Annotated in this window: 17 protein-coding genes; 10 read left to right on the forward strand and 7 right to left on the reverse strand. The window is 46.1% G+C overall.

Annotation, left to right across the window (positions count from 1 at the left end; all coding sequences use genetic code 11):
• Window positions 1–612: 612 nt before the first annotated feature.
• The 3 genes from ACQRBJ_RS02660 to proS form a co-directional block, all read right to left on the reverse strand.
• Complete coding sequence (locus tag ACQRBJ_RS02660) at window positions 613–1,008, reverse strand: hypothetical protein (RefSeq protein WP_445302791.1); 396 nt, start codon at window positions 1,006–1,008, stop codon at window positions 613–615.
• A 147-nt stretch (window positions 1,009–1,155) separates the two neighbouring features.
• Window positions 1,156–1,560: a hypothetical protein gene (locus ACQRBJ_RS02665; RefSeq protein ID WP_218415877.1), complete on the reverse strand. Its 405-nt coding sequence runs from the start codon at window positions 1,558–1,560 to the stop codon at window positions 1,156–1,158.
• 47 nt (window positions 1,561–1,607) lie between these two features.
• Window positions 1,608–3,089, reverse strand: a complete 1,482-nt coding sequence (proS, locus tag ACQRBJ_RS02670; protein WP_445302792.1) for a proline--tRNA ligase — start codon at window positions 3,087–3,089, stop codon at window positions 1,608–1,610.
• 231 nt (window positions 3,090–3,320) lie between these two features.
• On the opposite strand from proS, the gene ACQRBJ_RS02675 reads away from it, so the two are divergent.
• The 3 genes from ACQRBJ_RS02675 to ACQRBJ_RS02685 are packed head-to-tail and all read left to right on the forward strand — an operon-like array spanning window position 3,321 to window position 7,280.
• On the forward strand, window positions 3,321–4,016 hold the full coding sequence (locus tag ACQRBJ_RS02675) for an OmpA family protein (RefSeq protein ID WP_294970857.1): 696 nt from the start codon (window positions 3,321–3,323) through the stop codon (window positions 4,014–4,016).
• Window positions 4,016–4,750 (forward strand): monofunctional biosynthetic peptidoglycan transglycosylase, encoded by a 735-nt coding sequence (gene mtgA, locus ACQRBJ_RS02680; protein WP_295346179.1) that lies wholly within the window; start codon window positions 4,016–4,018, stop codon window positions 4,748–4,750. The genes ACQRBJ_RS02675 and mtgA overlap by 1 nt, the downstream gene beginning before the upstream one ends.
• 43 nt (window positions 4,751–4,793) lie before the next feature.
• Window positions 4,794–7,280, forward strand: coding sequence for an ATP-dependent helicase (locus ACQRBJ_RS02685; RefSeq protein WP_445302793.1), 2,487 nt, complete (start codon window positions 4,794–4,796; stop codon window positions 7,278–7,280).
• 58 nt (window positions 7,281–7,338) lie between these two features.
• Here the strand turns inward: ACQRBJ_RS02685 and ACQRBJ_RS02690 are convergent, their stop codons facing one another.
• Window positions 7,339–8,511: an MFS transporter gene (locus ACQRBJ_RS02690; RefSeq protein ID WP_293629581.1), complete on the reverse strand. Its 1,173-nt coding sequence runs from the start codon at window positions 8,509–8,511 to the stop codon at window positions 7,339–7,341.
• A 529-nt stretch (window positions 8,512–9,040) separates the two neighbouring features.
• Between ACQRBJ_RS02690 and ACQRBJ_RS02695 the strand changes: the two genes are divergently transcribed.
• From ACQRBJ_RS02695 to ACQRBJ_RS02725, 7 genes are all read left to right on the forward strand, one after another.
• Complete coding sequence (locus tag ACQRBJ_RS02695) at window positions 9,041–9,211, forward strand: PG1828 family lipoprotein (RefSeq protein WP_194256806.1); 171 nt, start codon at window positions 9,041–9,043, stop codon at window positions 9,209–9,211.
• 235 nt (window positions 9,212–9,446) lie between these two features.
• Entirely contained in the window at window positions 9,447–10,841 is a 1,395-nt protein-coding gene (gene mtaB / locus ACQRBJ_RS02700) for a tRNA (N(6)-L-threonylcarbamoyladenosine(37)-C(2))-methylthiotransferase MtaB (protein ID WP_217760142.1), read from the forward strand.
• A gap of 46 nt (window positions 10,842–10,887) precedes the next feature.
• Complete coding sequence (locus tag ACQRBJ_RS02705; protein ID WP_445302794.1) at window positions 10,888–11,772, forward strand: TIGR01212 family radical SAM protein; 885 nt, start codon at window positions 10,888–10,890, stop codon at window positions 11,770–11,772.
• Window positions 11,773–11,775: 3 nt separating this feature from the next.
• Window positions 11,776–12,792 carry a glycosyltransferase family 2 protein gene (locus tag ACQRBJ_RS02710; RefSeq protein WP_445302795.1) on the forward strand — a complete coding sequence of 339 codons (1,017 nt, stop codon included), beginning with the start codon at window positions 11,776–11,778 and terminating at the stop codon, window positions 12,790–12,792.
• Window positions 12,793–12,825: 33 nt separating this feature from the next.
• Window positions 12,826–14,088 (forward strand): DUF4861 domain-containing protein, encoded by a 1,263-nt coding sequence (locus tag ACQRBJ_RS02715; RefSeq protein ID WP_445302796.1) that lies wholly within the window; start codon window positions 12,826–12,828, stop codon window positions 14,086–14,088.
• A 152-nt stretch (window positions 14,089–14,240) separates the two neighbouring features.
• Window positions 14,241–15,059: a gliding motility protein GldB-related protein gene (locus ACQRBJ_RS02720; protein WP_294970872.1), complete on the forward strand. Its 819-nt coding sequence runs from the start codon at window positions 14,241–14,243 to the stop codon at window positions 15,057–15,059.
• A 1-nt stretch (window position 15,060) separates the two neighbouring features.
• Window positions 15,061–17,253 (forward strand): S9 family peptidase, encoded by a 2,193-nt coding sequence (locus ACQRBJ_RS02725; RefSeq protein ID WP_294970874.1) that lies wholly within the window; start codon window positions 15,061–15,063, stop codon window positions 17,251–17,253.
• A gap of 77 nt (window positions 17,254–17,330) precedes the next feature.
• Here ACQRBJ_RS02725 and ACQRBJ_RS02730 read toward each other — a convergent pair whose 3' ends face one another.
• The 3 genes from ACQRBJ_RS02730 to ACQRBJ_RS02740 form a co-directional block, all read right to left on the reverse strand.
• Window positions 17,331–17,987 (reverse strand): hypothetical protein, encoded by a 657-nt coding sequence (locus ACQRBJ_RS02730; protein ID WP_295346190.1) that lies wholly within the window; start codon window positions 17,985–17,987, stop codon window positions 17,331–17,333.
• A gap of 48 nt (window positions 17,988–18,035) precedes the next feature.
• Window positions 18,036–18,896, reverse strand: coding sequence for a sigma-70 family RNA polymerase sigma factor (locus ACQRBJ_RS02735; protein ID WP_264950333.1), 861 nt, complete (start codon window positions 18,894–18,896; stop codon window positions 18,036–18,038).
• Between the two features lie 158 nt (window positions 18,897–19,054).
• Window positions 19,055–20,518 carry a trypsin-like peptidase domain-containing protein gene (locus tag ACQRBJ_RS02740; protein ID WP_294970879.1) on the reverse strand — a complete coding sequence of 488 codons (1,464 nt, stop codon included), beginning with the start codon at window positions 20,516–20,518 and terminating at the stop codon, window positions 19,055–19,057.
• Window positions 20,519–20,646 lie beyond the last annotated feature (128 nt).

Here is a 20,646-nt window from a genome sequence, read left to right on the forward strand (position 1 = left end):
GTGGGGGTGAACACTTGACAATGAAGTCGGTGAAGGGTGAACCCCGATGCCAACCTTTAGCGTTAATAATGTGTTAAAAACACTATATAACCCATTATAATATAGACTCTTATATTTCTAGCATGCGCTGTATATACAAAGTTCTTTTTACTAGGGTTCACCCCGGAGCCGAAAAGGTGAATGCTTGGGGCTAGTGTTCACCCCGCTGTTCACCATTCGGTAAATTAAGATTGATAGTACTTCTTTGCTCCATGTCTCATGAGACTGAACATCAGGCTGAATACTGAACTCTGAACACTGAAAATGGGGTAAAAACTGCGTTTAAGGGATGTTTAAATTCTATATAACCTATTGATACATATTTCTTTATATTCTTTAGCATGCGCTGCTTATAAAAAGAGTGAAACGCTAAAGTTCAGCTTCAGCCTTCGTTCTTGAAAGCTGCTGCGAAGTTATGAAAAAAGGTTGAGACCGCCTTGCTTATAAAGATGACTGTAATGAATCTAAAATGCTCCACTTGCGGGGAGCAAAGTGGAGCACATGAAACACATGAAATAAAGTCCTCTTCCATCTATGAAGAGGGTGAACCTATCTGATAGTTATCTATCGTTACTATGCGAACAGTCTGGAGAATACTTCGGCGGTTCTACCGGTATAAACCTTCATCTCGGTAACAGGCTTGTAGCCGAAATCCTTGTAGGCGAGGAGTTGGAGGGCAGCAAACTGAGAATCGTCAGAAAGACATGCCTGCAACTTGAAGTTGCCCATGCTGATGGCTGAAACCGGAAACTTGCTGATGGCAGTTTCCACTTCTGCTGGAGCAGCAGTGAGGATGTTCTCAAGCTTCTTTCCGTCCTCAGCAGTATATTCCTTCTCCTTGATCTGGATCTTGCTCTGTGTTGGCTTGTAGATGAGCTTGACGCTCCAACCCATGAAACCCTTCTTTACCTGTACGTCATTGAGTGCCATTACGTCTTCACCCATTTCTATATGATTGATCTTTGCCATAATCTTATTACTTGTTTTTATCTTAAATGAATATATATATTGTACTGTTTTTTTGTTATGCTAGGGGTGTGATAATCCTTATCGCATCTTGAAGAGATGATGCGACAAACGATATGATATATTATGTATATAAGAGAAAAACAAGTGCTAACAGAGGAGACGCCGCAGGCAAATGATATAATATTTGCTGGCGACATCAAAGTGGATAGGGGCGGTCTCCTGGCGGAAAGGCTCCATCGCACCATCTATAGCGGATAAAAGGGTGAATAATAAATGAATTCTATTTGAAAGCAATCTACTTGCTGATTGATTTCCGTGCATATTACCACTAGGCAATAAGCGCTGCGGACGACTGCTGCAAATGCGATAGGCGAGCTCGGAAGCATTCTCCAGCTGGGCATCACCCTGATGCTGGTCGTACTCTACCTTAGCCAGCTTATCCTTCTTTGGAAGAGCGTCGGAGGTATAAGAAACGGAGGCAGCAGATACCTCTCCATAGCCTGCGAAGACCATGGACATCAGAAAAATGATGTAAAGTATCAACTGCCTCATGTTAAATATATTATGGTGTCAGGATGAACTCCCGACACCGGGGATGATTAATAGCTTTTTGCGATGATGACACGGGCTACGGCTGGCTTGCCGCTTACCATATCTACACCTGGAGTCTGCTCGTAAGCGAAAGGCACGCAGCGGATGGTAGCCTGAGTCTCCTCCTTGATCTTTGCCTCGGTCTCGGCTGTACCGTCCCAATGGCAGAGGAAGAAACCACCGTCCTTCACACGCTCCTTGAACTCCTCGTAGTTGTCGCACTCGTAAACGTGAGCATCACGATAAGAACGAGCCTTCTCGAAGATATTCTTCTGGATGTCTTCCAACATATCCTTTACGCGCTCTACGATGCCGTCGAAGCTAACGTTCTCCTTCTCCAATGTATCACGACGCATGATTTCGATGGTGTTGTTCTCCAAGTCACGTCCACCCATAGCCAGACGAACAGGAACACCCTTCAACTCGTAGTCAGCAAACTTGAACCCAGGACGCTTAGCTGTATTGTCATCATATTTCATAGTGATGCCGAGCTCACGGAACTGGTCGATGACTGGCTGCAACTTGGCTGTGATCTGAGCCAACTGCTCGTCGCCCTTGTTGATAGGGATGATAACCACCTGGATAGGAGCCAGCTTTGGAGGCAATACGAGACCGTTGTCATCGCTGTGAACCATGATGAGGGCACCCATCAGTCGGGTAGAAACACCCCATGAAGTAGCCCATACATACTCAGGCTTGTTCTCCTTGTTCAAGTATGTTACGTCGAAACTCTTGGCGAAGTTCTGACCCAGGAAGTGAGAAGTACCGCTCTGGAGAGCCTTACCATCCTGCATCATTGCCTCGATGGTATAAGTGTTCAGGGCACCGGCGAAGCGCTCAGTCTCACTCTTCACACCCTGCAAAACAGGAACGCCCATGTAGTTCTCTGCAAAATCAGCGTAAACCTTCAGCATCTCCTGAGCCTTTGCCTCAGCCTCTTCCTTGGTAGCATGAGCGGTATGACCCTCCTGCCAGAGGAACTCAGAAGTACGGAGGAATGGACGGGTACGCATCTCCCAACGCATTACGTTGCACCACTGGTTGCAGAGGATAGGGAGATCACGCCATGAATGGATCCAGTTCTTATATGTGTTCCAGATGATGGTCTCTGAAGTAGGGCGGATGATGAGCTCCTCATCGAGCTTTGCGTTAGGATCTACCTCAACTTCTGTGCCATCCTCTGTAGAACGGAGGCGATAGTGGGTAACTACTGCACACTCCTTGGCGAAACCTGCCACGTGCTCTGCCTCACGAGAGAAGAAACTCTTCGGGATGAGGAGAGGGAAGTATGCGTTCTGTACACCTGTCTGCTTAAACATCTTGTCGAGCTGCTGCTGCATCTTCTCCCAGATAGCGTAACCGTATGGTTTGATGATCATACAACCACGAACAGGAGACAACTCTGCGAGGTCAGCCTTCACTACCAAGTCGTTGTACCACTGACTGTAGTTGTCAGCGCGCTTGGTCAAATTCTTAAGTTCTTTAGCCATATTACTATTTTATATTTTATTTTTATTCTTCTATATTATATAATAAGGTATCATCTTTTTTGTCATATATAGGGATTTTCCACCCTAAAATAGGAGATTTCCTTACCCTGTTTGGACAAATACCTTTAATTTTGCATGCAAAAATACAAAAAAATATTAGAAATCTCTCCTTATTGGAGAAAAAATACGTATCTTTGCATTTAAATAACATAAAATATAGGAGAATAAGTAATGAAAAAGATGAATTTTACAGTAGTAGCACTTTCAGCGCTGCTCGTTTTGGGAAGTTGTGGAACAAGTCAGAAGACAGGTACAGCTGCTGGTGCAGGTGCAGGTGCTGCCTTGGGCGCAATCGTTGGTGGTTTGTTGAATAATAGCCATCGTGGAACTGGTGCTGCTGTAGGAGCTGCTATCGGTGCAGCTGTTGGTGGTACTGCAGGTAATCTGATTGGCAAGCACATGGATAAGGTAAAGGCTGAGGCTGAGGCTGTGAAGAATGCACAGGTTGAGACTGTGACTGATGCCAACGGTTTGGCTGCAGTAAAAGTTACTTTCGATTCTGGTATCCTCTTCCAGACCAACAAGTATGTTCTCAATGCCAATGCTAAGAACGATTTGGCTAGCTTTGCTACCGTATTGAAGAATAATACAGACTGCGAGGTTTCTATCCAGGGTTATACTGACAGCACCGGTAACGATGGTATCAACTTGCCTTTGAGCGAGAACCGTGCTAAGTCTGTATACAACTACCTGATGTCTTGTGGTGTGCAGAATTCACAGATCAAATCTGTTCAGGGCTTCGGTTCTTCTAATCCTGTTGCAGACAACTCAACAGCAGCTGGCCGTCAGGCTAACCGTCGTGTAGAGGTATACATGTATGCTTCTCAGGCAATGGTTAACGCTGCTAATAACGGTACATTGAAATAATGATACTCAAGAAGATTAGAAATATAGTAAGATGGGTGGTGGTGCTGTTTTTCAGTACCACCATTCTTGCTGTTGTAGCCTATCGTTTCATTCCGGTGTATTTCACTCCCTTGATGCTTATCCGCAGCTTTCAGCAAGTAGCTGATGGTGAGAGTATTACATTGCATCATCATTGGGTTTCGATGGACAAGATTTCTCCCCATATGCCTGTGGCTGTGATGGCGAGTGAGGATGCCCGGTTCCTGAAGCATCACGGTTTTGACTTCAATGCCATCGAGAGTGCAGCCAAGAATAATGCCCGTGGCGGAAAGGTGCATGGAGCCAGTACCATCAGTCAGCAGACAGCAAAGAATGTATTCCTCTGGCCGGGAAGATCATGGACCCGCAAGGGCTTCGAGGTGTATTTCACCTTTCTCATCGAAATGATGTGGAGCAAGCAGCGCATCATGGAGGTTTATCTCAACAGTATCGAGATGGGACCTGGAATCTATGGTGTGGATGCTGTGGCTGAGTATCATTTCGACAAGAAAGCGCAGGATCTTTTCCGTGACCAGTGCGCCCTGATTGCTGCAACACTGCCTAATCCCCGCAAATTCAGTTCTCTTCATCCGAGTGCCTATATGAAGAAGCGTCAGCGCCAGATAGAGCATCAGATGAGATTCATCCCTTCCTTCCCGAGAGAAGGTGAGGATTATGACCCAAGTACAGCTGTGGGAGGATATAGGGGAAAGTAATGAGTGAAGAATGAAGAGTGAAAAATCTGGTAAATATTGATTAATGGATTTACTGAACGACTTGAATGAAGCGCAGCGAGCTGCGGTTGAATATATTGACGGACCGTCGCTGGTGATTGCCGGTGCCGGTTCGGGTAAGACGCGTGTGCTTACCTATAAGATTGCTTATCTCCTGAACCAGGGGATGAAGCCTTGGAGCATCATGGCTCTTACCTTTACCAATAAGGCGGCAAGGGAGATGAAGGAACGTATCGGCAGACTGGTGGGCGACGACTTGGCCCAGCATCTCTATATGGGTACCTTCCACAGCATCTTCTCACGCATTCTCCGTGCTGAAGCTGAGCATATCGGATTCAACAACAACTTTACCATATATGATGAAGCCGACTCACGCTCGCTGATTAAGGCAATCGTGAAGGAGATGGGACTGGATGATAAATCATACAAGCCTGCTGCTGTTCATGCCAAGATATCGATGGCTAAGAACAATCTGGTGAGTGCCGAATCCTATGCCAGTGATGCTGCCATCTATGAGCAGAACAAGCGTGCACAGATGCCGGAAGTGGGAAAGATATTCTTGGCTTACGTGCAGCGTTGCAAACAAGCCAACGCCATGGATTTTGATGATTTGCTGGTGTTGACCCATCAGTTGTTCAGAGAACATGAAGAAATCAGACAGAAATATGCAGCCCGCTTCGATTATATCCTGGTAGATGAGTATCAGGACACCAACCATGTGCAGATGTCTATCGTGATGCAGCTGTGCAAGGAGAAACTTCGGGTATGTGCCGTGGGTGATGATTCGCAGAGTATCTACAGCTTCCGTGGTGCCAATATTGACAATATCCTGAATTATCAGAAGCAGCTGAAGGGTACACGGCTCTTCAAACTGGAGCAGAACTACCGTTCTACCCAGACTATCGTGAAGGCAGCCAACAGTCTGATTAAGAATAATCGCAATCAGATCAAGAAGGATGTATATAGCGAGAATACGGTAGGCGAGAAGTTGCAGTACAAACCGGCTTACAGCGACAAGGAAGAGGCGGTAATCGTGGCTAAGGACATCAAGCGCATCAAGCGTCAGGATAATTGCGAATATCATGATTTCGCCATTCTGTATCGTACCAACGCCCAGAGCCGCAGCTTCGAGGAGGAGTTCAGAAGGCAGGGCATTCCTTATCGCATCTATGGAGGATTGAGCTTCTATCAGCGCAAGGAAATCAAGGATATCATTGCCTATTTCCGACTGGTGGCTAATCCGGATGATGAGGAAGCCATCAAGCGTATCATCAACTATCCGGCTCGCGGTATCGGCGCAACAACGGTGATGAAGATTGCTGACTGTGCGCATCAGAACCAGGTGAGTTTCTGGGAAGTGATAGGCGAGCCTGCACATTATGGACTCAATGTAAACAAGGGTACATTGACGAAACTGGATAATTTCCGACTGCTCATTTCTTCGTTTATCGAGCGTTCTCATACTACGGATGTATATGAACTGGGTGATGCTATCATCAAGGAGAGTGGCATCAGTCAGGATATCATGAGTGGCAGAGATGCCGATGACCTGGCAAGACAGGAGAACCTGGAGGAATTCCTGAGCGGTATGTCTGCCTTCGTCGAGGAGCGCAGGGAAGAGGGTAGGATGAATGAAGCCTTTCTTACGGATTATCTGCAGGATGTGGCATTGCTTACAGATGCGGATAGTGAGGGAGCCAAGGATGAACCTCGTGTGTCCCTGATGACCGTTCATGCGGCTAAGGGTCTGGAATTTGCTACTGTCTTCATTGTAGGATTGGAGGAGAATATCTTCCCGAGTCCGCTGGCTGCCATGTCTGTCAGGGAACTGGAGGAAGAGCGCCGTCTGCTTTATGTGGCAATCACCCGTGCCGAGAAACATTGTATTCTGACAAATGCCAAGAACCGTTTCCGTTATGGCAAGATGGAGTTTGATAATCCTAGCCGGTTTATTGATGAGATTGATGACAGTCTGATAGAGGCACAGGATGAAATGGGTGGTTCTTACTTTGGTGGTGGCTCTTCTTATGATAGAAGTGCTTCTTATGGTGAACGTTCTTCTTTTGGCGGTGGATATGGCAAACGGATGCCTTGGGACCAGAAGCGCAGAATAAGCGATAGAGATGAGGATGTTCCGGAATGGAAGCGTGTGACATCGCAGTTCCGTCCGGATCCTAAACCGGCATCGGATACCTCATCGTCATCATCTTTTTCCCGAGAGTCATTATCTTCCGGTAATTTCAAGTCGGTAAGAGCTTTGGATGCTGCTCGTCGCATATTGGGGAATAACAGAAGTTCATCGGTTTCTTCAACCTCTTCGGTGTCTTCTTCTGCCGGTTCTTCTTTCGGTGCTTTGAAGGAAGGTTGCAAGATAGAGCATCAGCGTTTCGGGGTAGGCATTGTCCGGAAGATTGAAGGTCAGGGCGAGAATGCGAAGGCTACTGTAGAATTTCAGAATTCCGGTGTCAAGCAGTTGCTCCTGAAATATGCGAAGTATACCATTCTTAATTAAACTTCTTTGTTTGCAATAGCAGATAGACAGAATTTTTCTATCTGCTATTGCATTTTTTTTATTTTCTGTTGCAGACGGAGATGCAGAGTGAGATGATGGCAAAGACCATTCCTACTGTACAGACTCCCAGCCATCCTATCTGGGTCCAGGCAATGCCGGCACAGTAGGTTCCTAATGATCCACCAATGAAATAGGTGGTCATGAAGATGGTGTTGGCTCTGTTGGCTGCTTCGGGGATTTCCTGGATGCAGCCACTCTGATTGCTGAGTTGCTGACATTGCAGACCGATGTCTACCAGAATAATGGCGATGATGAGACCTGCGTATGTATCTCCGTAGAGATTGGCAATACTCCATGCGACAATCTGGAGTACTGCTCCGTAAAGACTCAGTTTTCTGATGCCGTATCGCGGAACCAGTTTGCCGATACCGCTGGCAGCAAGGGCTCCGGCGATACCGCAGGCACCTAAAGTTCCTACCATCTCACTACCTGAAAAGAAAGGTGCCTGAGCCAGATGGAAAGCCAGACAGGACCAGATAGCCATCATGCTGCCGAAACCAAAGGCGGCACGGATGGAGTAGAGACGGATGCGGGGATGATAGGCAAAGATTTCGAAGACGGTAACCATCAATCCCTTGTAACTTCCGATATAGTTGCGTTTCATCTCTGGAATAATCTTGAGGGTGAGTGCCATGCAGATCAGCATCACGACAGCTGCGATGAGAAACATTTCTCTCCAGCCTAGCCAGTCGCCTACATATCCGCTGATGACTCGTGAAGCCAGGATGCCGGTGAGGAGTCCGGATAGTACGATTCCCATATTCCTGCTTTTGTTCTTGGGCGCAGAATACTGTCCGGCGATAGGGATGAAGAATTGCGGAATCACCGAACAGGCTCCCAGGAAGAGGGAAGCCCCCCAGAGGAGCCATACGTTATGTGCCAAGGCTATGATGATGGCCATGATGGCTGCCACCGTCATGTTGGTAACGATGATGCGGCGACGCGAGTAGAGATCGCCCATGGGAATGAGGAAACATAGGCCCAGGGCGTAACCTATCTGTGTGGCTACGGTGATGAGGTTGGCACTATGCTGGCTGATGCCCAGGTCATGGCGTATCATTTCCAGTAGGGGCTGATTATAGTAGCAGTTGGCTACAGTTAGTCCTGCTATCACAGCCATCGTCAGTAAGAGACTGCGAGGTATTCCATTGTTTTCTTTCAGTTGTATCATTTTTCTTTCAGTTATTTCTTCTGTTCTGTTCCGCAATCTGTTTGTATTCAGGGAAAATTCCTCTGAAACATAGTGCAAAGTTACGAAAACTTTTTCTTTTCTCAAAAATCTGCTGACTGTTTATGCCATTTCTTTTGTATATTCTTCTATGCGTTCTTCCCGCTTTCCCTCGCGCGTACCTTATTATATATGTAGAATTTTTCGATAGTCAAGAGCCTGGACAGGAAAAAATCGATGTTCGGGCACACATTTTACGATTTTGGGGCTTCAGGAGGATGGGAGTATGGCATCTTGAAAATGCACTTAAAATGCATGAAAAGTGTTAAAATCTTGGTGTTTCCGAGCACACCAAAAACTTTAACCTTTGTTAGCACTTTGTAAGTTACTGATTATTAGATGATTGTGATTTTGTTACAAAACACCCCTAAAAAAAGTCGCAAAAAAAAGAACAACATATCAAAAAAATGCTTACCTTTGCATCAGTTTTAATAAACGAATGATTGTTTTACAGATTTAAAAAGCAAAGAAAATGAAGAAATTAGTTTTTATGTTCGTAGCTATCGCAGCTATCTCTTTCGCATCATGTGGTAACAAAACAGCTCAGAACACAGCTTCTGCTGATTCTGACACAGCTCAGGTAGACACAACTGTTGCTGATACAACTGTTGCTGATACAGCTGCTGCTGATTCTGCTAAGTAATTTAGAATTACTGACGAACAGAAATGAGAGAAACAACCGCTGGACCTTGGTCTAGCGGCTTTTTTCGTTTTATAGACCTGGAGTCTTGGGGGAGGTGAACGCCTTTTCTGCTAGCTACACTCCCTAAACCAATGGTCGCTGCTCGAAGGGTAAGGTAAAGACCAGTAGCAACTGTATCCCCTATACGCCCTGTAAGGGCAGAAACTTTTAAGAAACCAAAGAATAAGATAAATATATGATAGATTCAAGTGCCTTCCAAGGCAAAAAGGCAGCCTATTACACTTTAGGCTGCAAACTCAACTTCTCTGAAACTTCCACTTTTGGCAAGATGCTCGAAGATATGGGCGTGATTACTGCCAAAAAGGGGGAGAATGCTGACATTTGTCTCATCAATACTTGCTCCGTTACTGAGGTTGCCGATCATAAGTGCCGACAGGCCATTCATCGCATGGTGCGACAGAATCCTGGTGCCTTTGTCATCGTCACCGGTTGCTATGCACAGCTGGAGTCAGAAAACGTGAGTAAAATAGAGGGAGTAGACCTGGTGTTGGGTGCCAATGAGAAGGCGAACTTGATTCAATATCTCAGTGATGCCTGGGCGCAGAAGTTTGCTGCTGAGAATGGTTTGCCTACAAATGGCGAAGCTCAGGAGCTGTCGGATTCTGCCCTTCATCAGCATCATAGCGTGAAGACGAAGGAAATCAGAACCTTCCAGCCTTCATGTTCCCGCGGCAACCGTACCCGCTATTTCCTGAAGGTACAGGATGGCTGCAACTATTACTGCACCTATTGTACCATTCCTTTCGCCCGTGGAAATTCCCGTAATCCTAGTATCGAGTCTTTGGTGGCTCAGTGTGAGCAGGCTGCAGCTGAGGGAGGTAAGGAGATTGTCATCACCGGTGTGAACATCGGTGATTTCGGTCAGACTACCCATGAGCGATTCCTGGATCTTGTGAAGGCGATGGACAAGGTGGAGGGTATCAAGCGTTATCGTATCTCCAGTCTGGAACCGGATCTTTGTGATGATGATCTCATTGCCTATTGCGCAGAGAGTCGTGCCTTCATGCCTCATTTCCACATTCCGTTGCAGAGTGGAAGCGATGAGGTTCTGAAGCTGATGCATCGCCGTTATGACAAGGCGCTCTTTGCCCATAAGGTGAATCTCATCAAGGAGAAGATGCCGGATGCCTTCATCGGTGTAGACGTAATGGTGGGCTGTCGCGGTGAAACTCCAGAGTGTTTTGAGGAATGTTATGAGTTCCTGAAGAGTCTGCCTGTTACCCAACTCCATGTCTTCCCATATTCAGAGCGTCCGGGAACAGCTGCATTGAAGATTCCATACGTAGTAGACGAGAAGGAGAAGAAGATGCGCTCTAAGCGTCTGCTGGAGTTGAGTGACCAGAAGACACAGGAATTCTATGCCCAGTATATCGGTACTGAGGCTGAGGTGCTTTTCGAAAAGGCGCCAAGAGGCAAGGCTATGCACGGCTTTACCAAGAACTATGTGCGCGTGGAGCTTTCGCCAGCTTTCGCCAAGGAAGAATATGACAATCAGCTCATCAAGGTTCGTCTGGGTGATTTCAATCACGACAAGACGGCATTGAAAGCAGAGCTTGTTGATAGTTTATAGTTAATAGGGCTAATCATAAAGTTCAAAGCTCAAACTTCAAAGTTCAATGTATTACAACGATTTTGGTTCCTGGATCCGGAAGCAGTTTCCTGACTTCCGGGTTCAGAAGATTTCGATAGATGCAGGATTCTCCTGTCCTAACAGGGATGGAAAAATCTCGAGCGGTGGATGTACGTATTGTGACAACCGTACGTTCAATCCCAGCTATTGCGACCGTAGGAAGTCGATAACGGAACAGTTGGAGGAGGGCAAGGCCTTCTTCAGTAGAAAATATCCTGATATGAAGTATCTGGCTTATTTTCAGGCTTATACCAATACCTATGCCAAGGTGGAACTTCTGCGGGAAATGTATGAGGAGGCGCTGCGGGTAAAGGATGTGGTAGGCATTGTGATTGGTACCCGTCCTGACTGTGTGAGCGATGAACTCCTGGATTATCTGGAGGAACTGAACAGGCATACCTTCGTACTTGTGGAATATGGCATCGAAAGTGCCAATGATGAGACCTTGAAGCGAATCAATCGCGGTCATGATTTCGCCTGCTGCCGTGATGCGGTAGAGCGGACTCATGCGAGAGGTATTCTGACGGGCGGGCATATCATCATCGGACTGCCCGGAGAGGATGCGGAGGAAAGTCTCAGACAGGCACCTGTCATTTCTTCTCTGCCTCTTGATATCCTGAAGATTCATCAGATGCAGATTATCAAGGGTACCCGATTGGCGCAGGAGTATGCCGTGCATCCTTTCCATGTATATACGGTGGAGGAGTACATTGATGTCATCGTCAGGTACATCCGACTCTTGAAGAAGGATCTGGTATTGGAACGCTTTGTCAGTCAATCGCCTAAAGACCTGCTTATCGCTCCCAAATGGGGACTCAAGAACTATGAGTTCACCAATCTCCTGAATAATAAGTTAAAGAGTTTACAATAAAATATGGCAAAGGTAGCAATCGTTATATTAAATTGGAATGGGCAGAAGATGCTGGCTAAGTATCTGCCTAATGTCGTGGAGTATTCGCGGCAGGATGCTGAGATATGGGTAGCCGACAACTGTTCTTCAGACCAATCCATGCATCTCCTGGAGACTCAGTTTCCTCATGTTAAGACCATCGTCCTGGAGCAGAATTTCGGCTTTGCCGAGGGATATAACCGTGCCTTGAAAGAGATAGAGGCTGATTATTATGTTCTCTTGAACAGTGATGTAGAGGTATCGCATCATTGGCTTACTCCGCTCATCGAGTTTATGGATGCCCATCCTCTGGTGGCTGCTTGCCAGCCTAAGTTGCTGGCTGAATATGATAAGGATATGTTTGAGTATGCCGGTGCATGTGGTGGCTATCTCGATAAGTTGGGTTATCCTTTCTGTAGGGGTAGAATCTTTGATACCGTAGAGCGTGATAACGGACAGTATGATTATCAGCAGGAGATACTCTGGGCTACGGGAGCCTGCATGATGATCCGTTCGGAAGATTACTGGAATGCAGGTGGACTGGATGGCAGATTCTTTGCTCATAACGAGGAGATTGATCTCTGCTGGAGATTGCGCCTGATGGGCCGAAAGATATACTGTATTCCTGAGAGCGAGGTGTATCATGTAGGTGGTGGAACCTTGCCTAAAAGCAATCCGATGAAGACCTATCTGAATTTCAGAAATAATTTAACGATGCTTTATAAGAACCTGAGTGATAGGGAATTGAAGACTGTAATGCGCAAGCGCTGGTTCCTGGATTATCTCGCTGCATTCCAGACGCTTATCCTGAATCGTAACCTGGGTGACTGCAAGGCAATCTTCAAGGCGCGAAAGGCTTTCCAGGCATGGAAGCACGACTTTGACCAGGACCGAAAGAAGATTCAGGAGAGCAGGGTGGAGGAGAATATTCCTCAGATTCTGGACTGTTCTATTCTGTGGCAATACTATGCAAGGGGTAAGAAGTTCTTCTCGCAGTTATAAACGGAATTATAAACAAACTTAAAATAAGAATCTATGATGAAGAAACAAACAATGAAGAAACAAATGATTCTGGCGCTGGTATCGCTCTTTGCCTTATCTGTCCAGGCGCAGGCGAATTTTGAAGTGTCTGTATCCAATCCTTCCAAGTCGGCTAAGACCGATGCTCCGGTGGTTATCGACCTCAGTAAGTTGGGAGCTATTGGTGATATTCAGCGCGCCGTGGTAACCGTTGACGGTAAGGAGATTCCTTCTCAGCTCGATGACACCAACCGTGATTGTACCAACGATGAACTCTGTTTCCTGGTTGATCTTGGCAAGAAAGAGACTAAGACCTATCAGGTGCAGCTCTTCCAGGAGGGTGTGCAGACGAAGTATCCAGCCCGTACCTTTGCAGAACTCTGTCTGCCTAGCAAGAACAAGAAGCTTGCCAAGAACAAGCAGGACATCTATCTGCGTAGTATCTCCTTCGACAAGAAAACCAAGGATTGCTATCACTATGTTCATTCTCATGGTGTCTGCTTTGAGAGCGATCTGGTGGCTATGCGCGTTTATTTCGATAACCGCCAGACTATCGACCTCTATGGAAAGATCAATAAGGGCTTGGTTGTTTATGATACCCAGTTCTATCCAAGCGATGAACAGTTGGCTGCCGGTTCGGGTGATGACTGTCTCTGGGTTGGTAATACCTACGGACTCGGTGCCTTGCGTGGTTGGGATGGAACCAATCAGGTATTGCTGAACGATGTGAAATATCAGGAGCAGCGTGTCATCTCCGAGGGTCCGCTTCGTGCCATCGTAGAGGTGGTAGATAATGGATGGGTTCCGGCTCCGGGATTGAAGCCGGTGAATGCAACCATCCGATATACTATCTATGCGGGTCATCGCGATTTCGATGTGGATGTATTCTTCAATAAGGATGCCTCTGATTATCTCTTTGCTACGGGCCTTATCAATGTGAAGGGTTCTAGCGAGTTTTCTGACAATAAGGGGTTGCGAGGATGCTATGGCAGCGACTGGCCAACAGGCAAGGACGATGGCAAGCATAAGTTGGAAACGGTAGGCTTGGGCATCTATGTTCCTCAGACAGCTTTGGTCAGTCAGGAGCCTGCCAACAAGGATGTTTATACCCAGGTAGTAAAGCCTGCAGGCAACCGCCTGAGCTATAAGCTAGCCTATACCAGTGCCAATGAAACCTATGGTTTCAAGGGTGAAAAGGAATGGTATCAGTGGTTGAAAGACTGGAAGAAGCAGATAGAAGAACCTGTTAAGGTTTCTGTATCTTGCACTATCCGATAGCCGGAATGTTGCACAAATAGCCAATAATGGGTAAAAATGTAAGCGTTTTGCCCATTATTGGCTTTTCTTTTTATTTTTTTAGCTAAAACGCTTGGTTTTTATCATTTTTTTTTAGTATTTTTGCAGACGTAATCAGAAGACAGTGAATTTAAGTGAAAAGATTTTTTTATTATATTGTCATATTAGCAATTTTGCTTCTGCATTCGGCTTGTGAATATAAGTTCAAGTCGAACGAGGGGGGTGACGCTGCACCGCTCACGGTGCACCGCTATGACCGTTTGCAAAGCCGATATCTGACTACTGGTGATTTCTCTGCACTCCAGCAGATGAATACCGACTATCCGATAGAAACCCGTACCCTTATAGAGAAGATGTTGCAGCTAGGTACCATTACCGATGCCAATATCAGCAACCGTTTCCTGATGTTTTATCAGGATTCCACCCTTCAGTCGCTGATAGCTGATGCCGAGGCAGCCTATGCCAATATGGATGATATCAACAAGCAGCTGGTTTCCTCTTTCGAGCGTCTGCGACATTGGATTCCCGAATTACATCCGCCTATCTTCTATTCACAGATAGGTGCGTTGGACCAGAGCATCGTCGTGGGTGAGCATTCGGTTGGAATCTCGCTCGATAAGTATATGGGAAGTGACTATCCGCTTTATAAGAAATACTATACTGTGCAGCAGCGCAGTACGATGACAAGAGAATATATCGTGCCCGACTGTCTGACGTTCTATCTGCTCAGTCTGTATCCGATGGCAAACTTTGATAACCGTCCGCAGCTTGACCGTGACTTGCATATGGGCAAGATCATGTGGGTAGTGAATAAGGCAATGGGTAAGACGGTATTTCAGTCAAAATACGTAAGAACGATCAATTCATTTACAAAACGTTATCCAAAGGTAACCGTGAAACAGTTGCTCGAAGACGAGGATTACTCGCCTATCGAGGCTTTACATAAAGATTAAAATGAAGAAAATAACAACATTTATCGCAACAATCATGATGGTATCTGCCCTGCAGGCAGCCGAGAAATTGGATTTGAAGTCAATTACTTCCGGCGCATTTAATCCTGCTTATGTATCAGGTATCAACCCTATTGAGGGCACCGACTTGTATGCTAATATCAGCAGTAATGGCAAGCAGGTGGTAAGTTATTCATTCAAGACTGGTAAGCAGGTAGCTGTATTGCTCGATCTGGATGCTTCCAATGCTCCTTTCAATTATATCGACGGCTACGTGATGAGCCCAGACAGCAAGAAAATCCTGGTGATGACAAACCGAAAGGCGGTATATCGCCGTTCTTTCAAGGCTGAATATTTCATTTATGACGTGGCTGCCAAGAGCTTTAAGAAACTCTCAGAAGGTGCTGAACAGCAGGTAGCTACATGGTCGCCTGATTCACGCCATATCGCTTTCGTCAAGGATAACAACATCTTTATCTCGGATGGAGAGAAGGAAGTTCAGGTTACCAAGGACGGTAAGTTTAACGAGGTAATCAATGGTATTCCTGATTGGGTTTACGAAGAGGAGTTTGCCTTCAACCGTGCTTTTGCATGGAATGCTGACGGTACTTCTATCGGATGGATCCGCTTTGATGAGAGCCATGTGAAGACTTATTCCCTGCAGCTCTTCGAGGGCAGTCATCCTACCAACAGCCAGTATCATGTCTATCCTGGTGAGTATTCCTACAAGTATCCTAAGGCTGGTCAGGACAATTCCAAGGTGAGTCTCTGGAGCTATAATCTGAAGAGCGGTAAGGTGATTTCGCTCGATGTTCCTGTTGATTCAGACGGCTATTATCCACGTATCAAGACATCTCCTGATGCCAACAGTCTGATTGTCTACACCATGAACCGTCATCAGGACGATATGCGTCTCTATTCCGTGAATCCTTTCACAGGCAAGAGTAAGCAGCTGATTAAGGAAAGCGTGCCTAAGTTTGTCAAGGAAGAAGTGGTAGAGAACAGTATTGTGGGCAAGAAGAATATTCTGCTTCCTAGCGACCGCGATGGATATATGCACCTCTATCTCTATGATATGAACGGTAAGTTGATTCGTCAGGTAGAGAAGGGTAACTACGATGTAACCAGTATCTATGGTATGAACGAGAAGACTGGCGATGTCTATTTCCAGGCAGCCAAGTTGAACGCTCACGACCGTCAGGTTTATGTGGCTCATAAGAATGGCAAGGTTGAGCGCCTTACTGATGCAGAGGGTTCCAATGCCGCTATCTTCTCTGGTGATTACCGTTACTTCGTGAACACATGGAGCTCTTATGCCCATCCTTATGTCTTCACGGTTCGCAGCAACAAGGGTAAGGTCATCAAGATGTTGGAAGATAACAAGAAACTCCTCGAAAAGACCAAGCAGTATAACTGGGGTAAGCGTGAGACTTTCTCTTTCACCACTTCCGAGGGCGTGAAGCTCGATGGATGGATGGTTAAGCCTGTAGATTTTGATGCCAGCAAGAAGTATCCTGTTATCCTCTTCCAGTATTCTGGTCCGGGCAGTCAGCAGGTTCTTGATGCTTGGAGCACCGGCAGTATGGGTAGCGGTGGCGCCTTCGATTATTACCTGGCTCAGGAGGGCTTCATCGTAGCATGTGTTGACGGTCGTGGTACCGGTGGCCGTGGTGCTGAATTTGAAAAGTGTACTTATCTCCGTTTGGGTGATTTGGAGTCAAAGGACCAGGTTGAGACAGCTCTCTATATGGGCAGTCTGCCATACGTAGACAAGGATAATATCGGTATCTGGGGTTGGAGTTATGGTGGTTTCAATACCTTGATGAGTATGAGTGAAGGTCGTCCTGTATTCAAGGCAGGTGTGGCTGTAGCGCCTCCTACCTGTTACCGTTACTATGACAGTGTTTATACCGAGCGTTATATGCGCACTCCTCAGGAGAATGAGGATGGCTATAAGGTGAATCCGATAGAGCGTGCTGCCCAGCAGCATGGAGCCTTGTTGATTTGTCATGGTCTGGCAGATGATAATGTTCATCCACAGAATACCTTCGAGTATGCCGAGTCATTGGTTCAGGCAGACAAGGACTTCAAGGAAATCTGGTATACCAACCGTAACCATGGTATCTCTGGTGGCAATACCCGCAATCATCTGTTGCGCCAGATTTGCAATTGGTTTAAGCAACATATGCAGAAGTAAGCGCGCCTCGAATGGGGTAAAACAAAATAGCCCAGGGTAAAGAACCCTGGGCTTTTCATTTTCCTATATTGTTATTATTATTTCTTTTCTTTCTGCATTTTCTTCTGCATTTTCTTTTCCAGTTTTGCCTCAGCTTTGGCTTTCTTCAGTTCAGCATTAGCCTGTTTGATTTTCTGCTTCTGCTTCTTCATGTCAGCCTTGTGCTTCTTAGCTTCAGCCTTTGCCTGCAGCTTTTCTGCCTTGATTTCAGCCTTGGTCTTAGGCTCTTCAAAGGAAGTAGGGGCAATACCTACGAAATGGAAATTCTCCTTTTCGATGGTCTTAACCAACCATGGAGTAGGTAGATCCTTTGGCTTCTCACCGCTCTTCAGGCGCTGAGCCTTTGGCTTGCGAGTATATTTACTGTAAAGTTTCAGCCATTTCTTCTCCGCTTTCTTCTTGTTGATGTCATAGATGACAGCGCAGGTTCTGTATCCAGCACCCTGCTGCTCCAGATAGTCTCTCAACTGGAAAGAATAGTTGTCTCTGCTTACCAGGAAATTTGCTCTTCCTACGAAGTAGGCTGAGTCTACTTGCTGAACTCCAGTAATGTATACTGTAGAATCATTGAATGATGATGCGAAACCGAAGATATATGCGGTTTTCGGATCATTTTTTGCAGCGTTGGCCATGGACGAAAACCCCACAGCCATTACCATTGCTGCTAAAGCTAATTTTCTAATATTCATTTTCATATTCCTATTTCAGATGCTGTCTTCTATAGGATTCAGCCTTTCTCATGCTTATCCCAAGTAAGATTTCAGCAGTTTATTTTTCGTATTATGACGTATTCGGCGAATGGCCTTCTCCTTGATTTGGCGCACGCGCTCTCGGGTCAGGTTATATTTTACGCCTATTTCTTCCAGTGTCAGTTCGGGTTCACCGATACCAAAGAAGGCCTTTATGACTTTCTGCTCCCTATCACCGAGAAGCTTGATCATTCGCTCCACTTCCGTTCTGAGTGATTCCTTGACCAGCTCATTGTCCGTTGTAGGATAGTCTGGGTTTGTCATGGAGTCAACAATACTGCCTTCTTCGCCATTGACGAAAGGAGCATCCACGCTGACTTCGTGGCTGTTGGCATTCATGGCATCCGCAATCTTATCTTCCGGCATGTCGATGCGTTCAGCCATCTCGTTGATGCTAGGTTTGCGTTCGTATTCCTGTTCAAATTTATATGCTTCTTTCATGATTCTGGTTACGCTTCCCACCTGATTGAGGGGCAGGCGCACCAATCTGCTCTGCTCGGCGATAGCCTGCAGAATACTCTGTCTGATCCACCATACAGCATAAGAAATGAACTTAAAGCCACGGGTGTCATCAAATTTTTCGGCAGCCTTAATGAGGCCAAGGTTACCTTCGTTGATAAGGTCTGGCAAACTCAAGCCCTGGTTTTGATATTGCTTAGCTACGGAAACCACGAATCTCAGATTAGCTTTGCATAGTCTTTCCAACGCTTTTTTATCACCTTTCCTTATTTTTTGAGCCAATTCTACTTCTTGTTCCGTAGTAAGAAGCTCTTCATGACCAATCTCTTGGAGATATTTTTCTAACGATGCGCTTTCACGATTCGTTATAGATTTTGTTATTTTAAGCTGTCTCATGGTAGAGTTTAATTTTATGTTATTGCAAAAGTACGCTTTTTGTTTGAAATAACAAAAAAAATAGCAGATATTTTTGAAAATACCTGCTATTTTGTCATTTTTTATCATTTCAGAAGAGGTAATTTCTTTTCTCTTCTCCTAAAAGCTGTTTGCAATATTTAGTCTTTCTGCAATGGAACTGCAAAGTATGCTTTCTTGCCTGTTGGCCAGATGCCCTGGATATAGAGCACAGGATCCTTGCTGGTTGAAGCACTCTTCACTGCCTTCTGCAGGTCGTCGAGTGAACTGATATTGCTGTCGTTGATGCGCTGGATGATGAATCCGCGTGAAATGCCGGCATCCTTCAGAGCACCGTTGCTCACCTTCATTATCTCTACGCCATACTTGATGTTGAGCTGATCCTTCATGCTCTGTGTGACAGGACGGAAGGTTCCACCGAGAACATCGAGGTCTGCGCTCTTGATGACTGAAGTATTGCCCTGGGCATTCTTCAAGGTAATGGTCTTGGTGATGGTCTTCTTGTTGCGCAGGTAGGTGATGCTCATCTTGTCGCCAGGACGCTTGCCGTTGAGAGCCTCCTGCAGCTCAGCCATCTTGGTTACCTTCTTGCCGTCTACCTTGGTGATGACATCGCCTTCCTTCAAGTCGGCAGCTGCACCGTTGCCGTCCTCGTCTACCTTGGCAATATATACACCCTCGTTGGTTCCGAGATCCACTTCCTTGCCATTCTCCTTCTGTGCATTGATGTAATTGAGGACATCGCTGCCCTGGATGCTCAGCATGACGCGCTGTACGCTGCCATACTTCTTGATATCATCAACCACCTTGTTCATGATAGAGGTTGGGATGGCAAAACCGTAACCTGCGTATGAACCGGTCTGGGAATAGAGCATGGCATTGATACCTACCAGTTCGCCCTTAGTGTTAACCAAAGCACCACCAGAGTTACCTGCGTTGATGGCAGCATCGGTCTGGATGAAGCTCTCCACGCCGTTGGCACCGAGTGTACGTGCCTTGGCAGAGATGATACCTGCTGTTACAGTATTGTTGAGGCCGAATGGATTGCCCACTGCTATAACCCACTCACCAACCTTTACGTTATCGCTGTTGGCGATAGGAAGAGTAGGGAGGTTCTTGCCTTCAATCTTGATCAGGGCAAGGTCGGTAGTCTTGTCGGTTCCGATGATGCGGGCAGAGAACTCACGGTTGTCGTTCAATGTTACTGTCAATTCGTCAGCACCTTCTACAACGTGGTTGTTGGTCACGATATAGCCGTCAGTACTGATGATGACACCCGAACCGGTAGCTTCGCGCTTAGGGGTCTGAACCTGCTGCTTGCGTGTGCCTCCCTGACCTGGATTTCCGAAGAAGCCGAATGGGTCGAAGAATCCTCCGAACGGATCGCTTTCAACTTCTACGGTCTTTACCTTAGAGTTCTGTACGTATTTGATATGTACCACGGCAGGCAGAGCCTTTTCTGCTGCGAATGTCAAGTCAACTGGCTGACCAGGAGTTGTTGCTGTAGCTGATGTTGCTGCGTTAACCTTCATGAATGAACCTGCAGAGAATGCGAGTGAACCTACGCACAATGCAGCGATTACGTAATTTGTTACTTTTTTCATATCTCTTATTTTTTTTTATTTTCTATTCTTTGTTTTAAGCAGTAGCTAAAAGTGTGCCAATCTGTTTCTGTGGCAATAGCTGTTGCTTTTCGGTTGCAAATATAGAGTCATTTTCTGATATACGTTCA

This window comes from Prevotella sp. SGI.167, assembly GCF_050313615.1.
In the GTDB taxonomy this organism is placed as follows: domain Bacteria; phylum Bacteroidota; class Bacteroidia; order Bacteroidales; family Bacteroidaceae; genus Prevotella.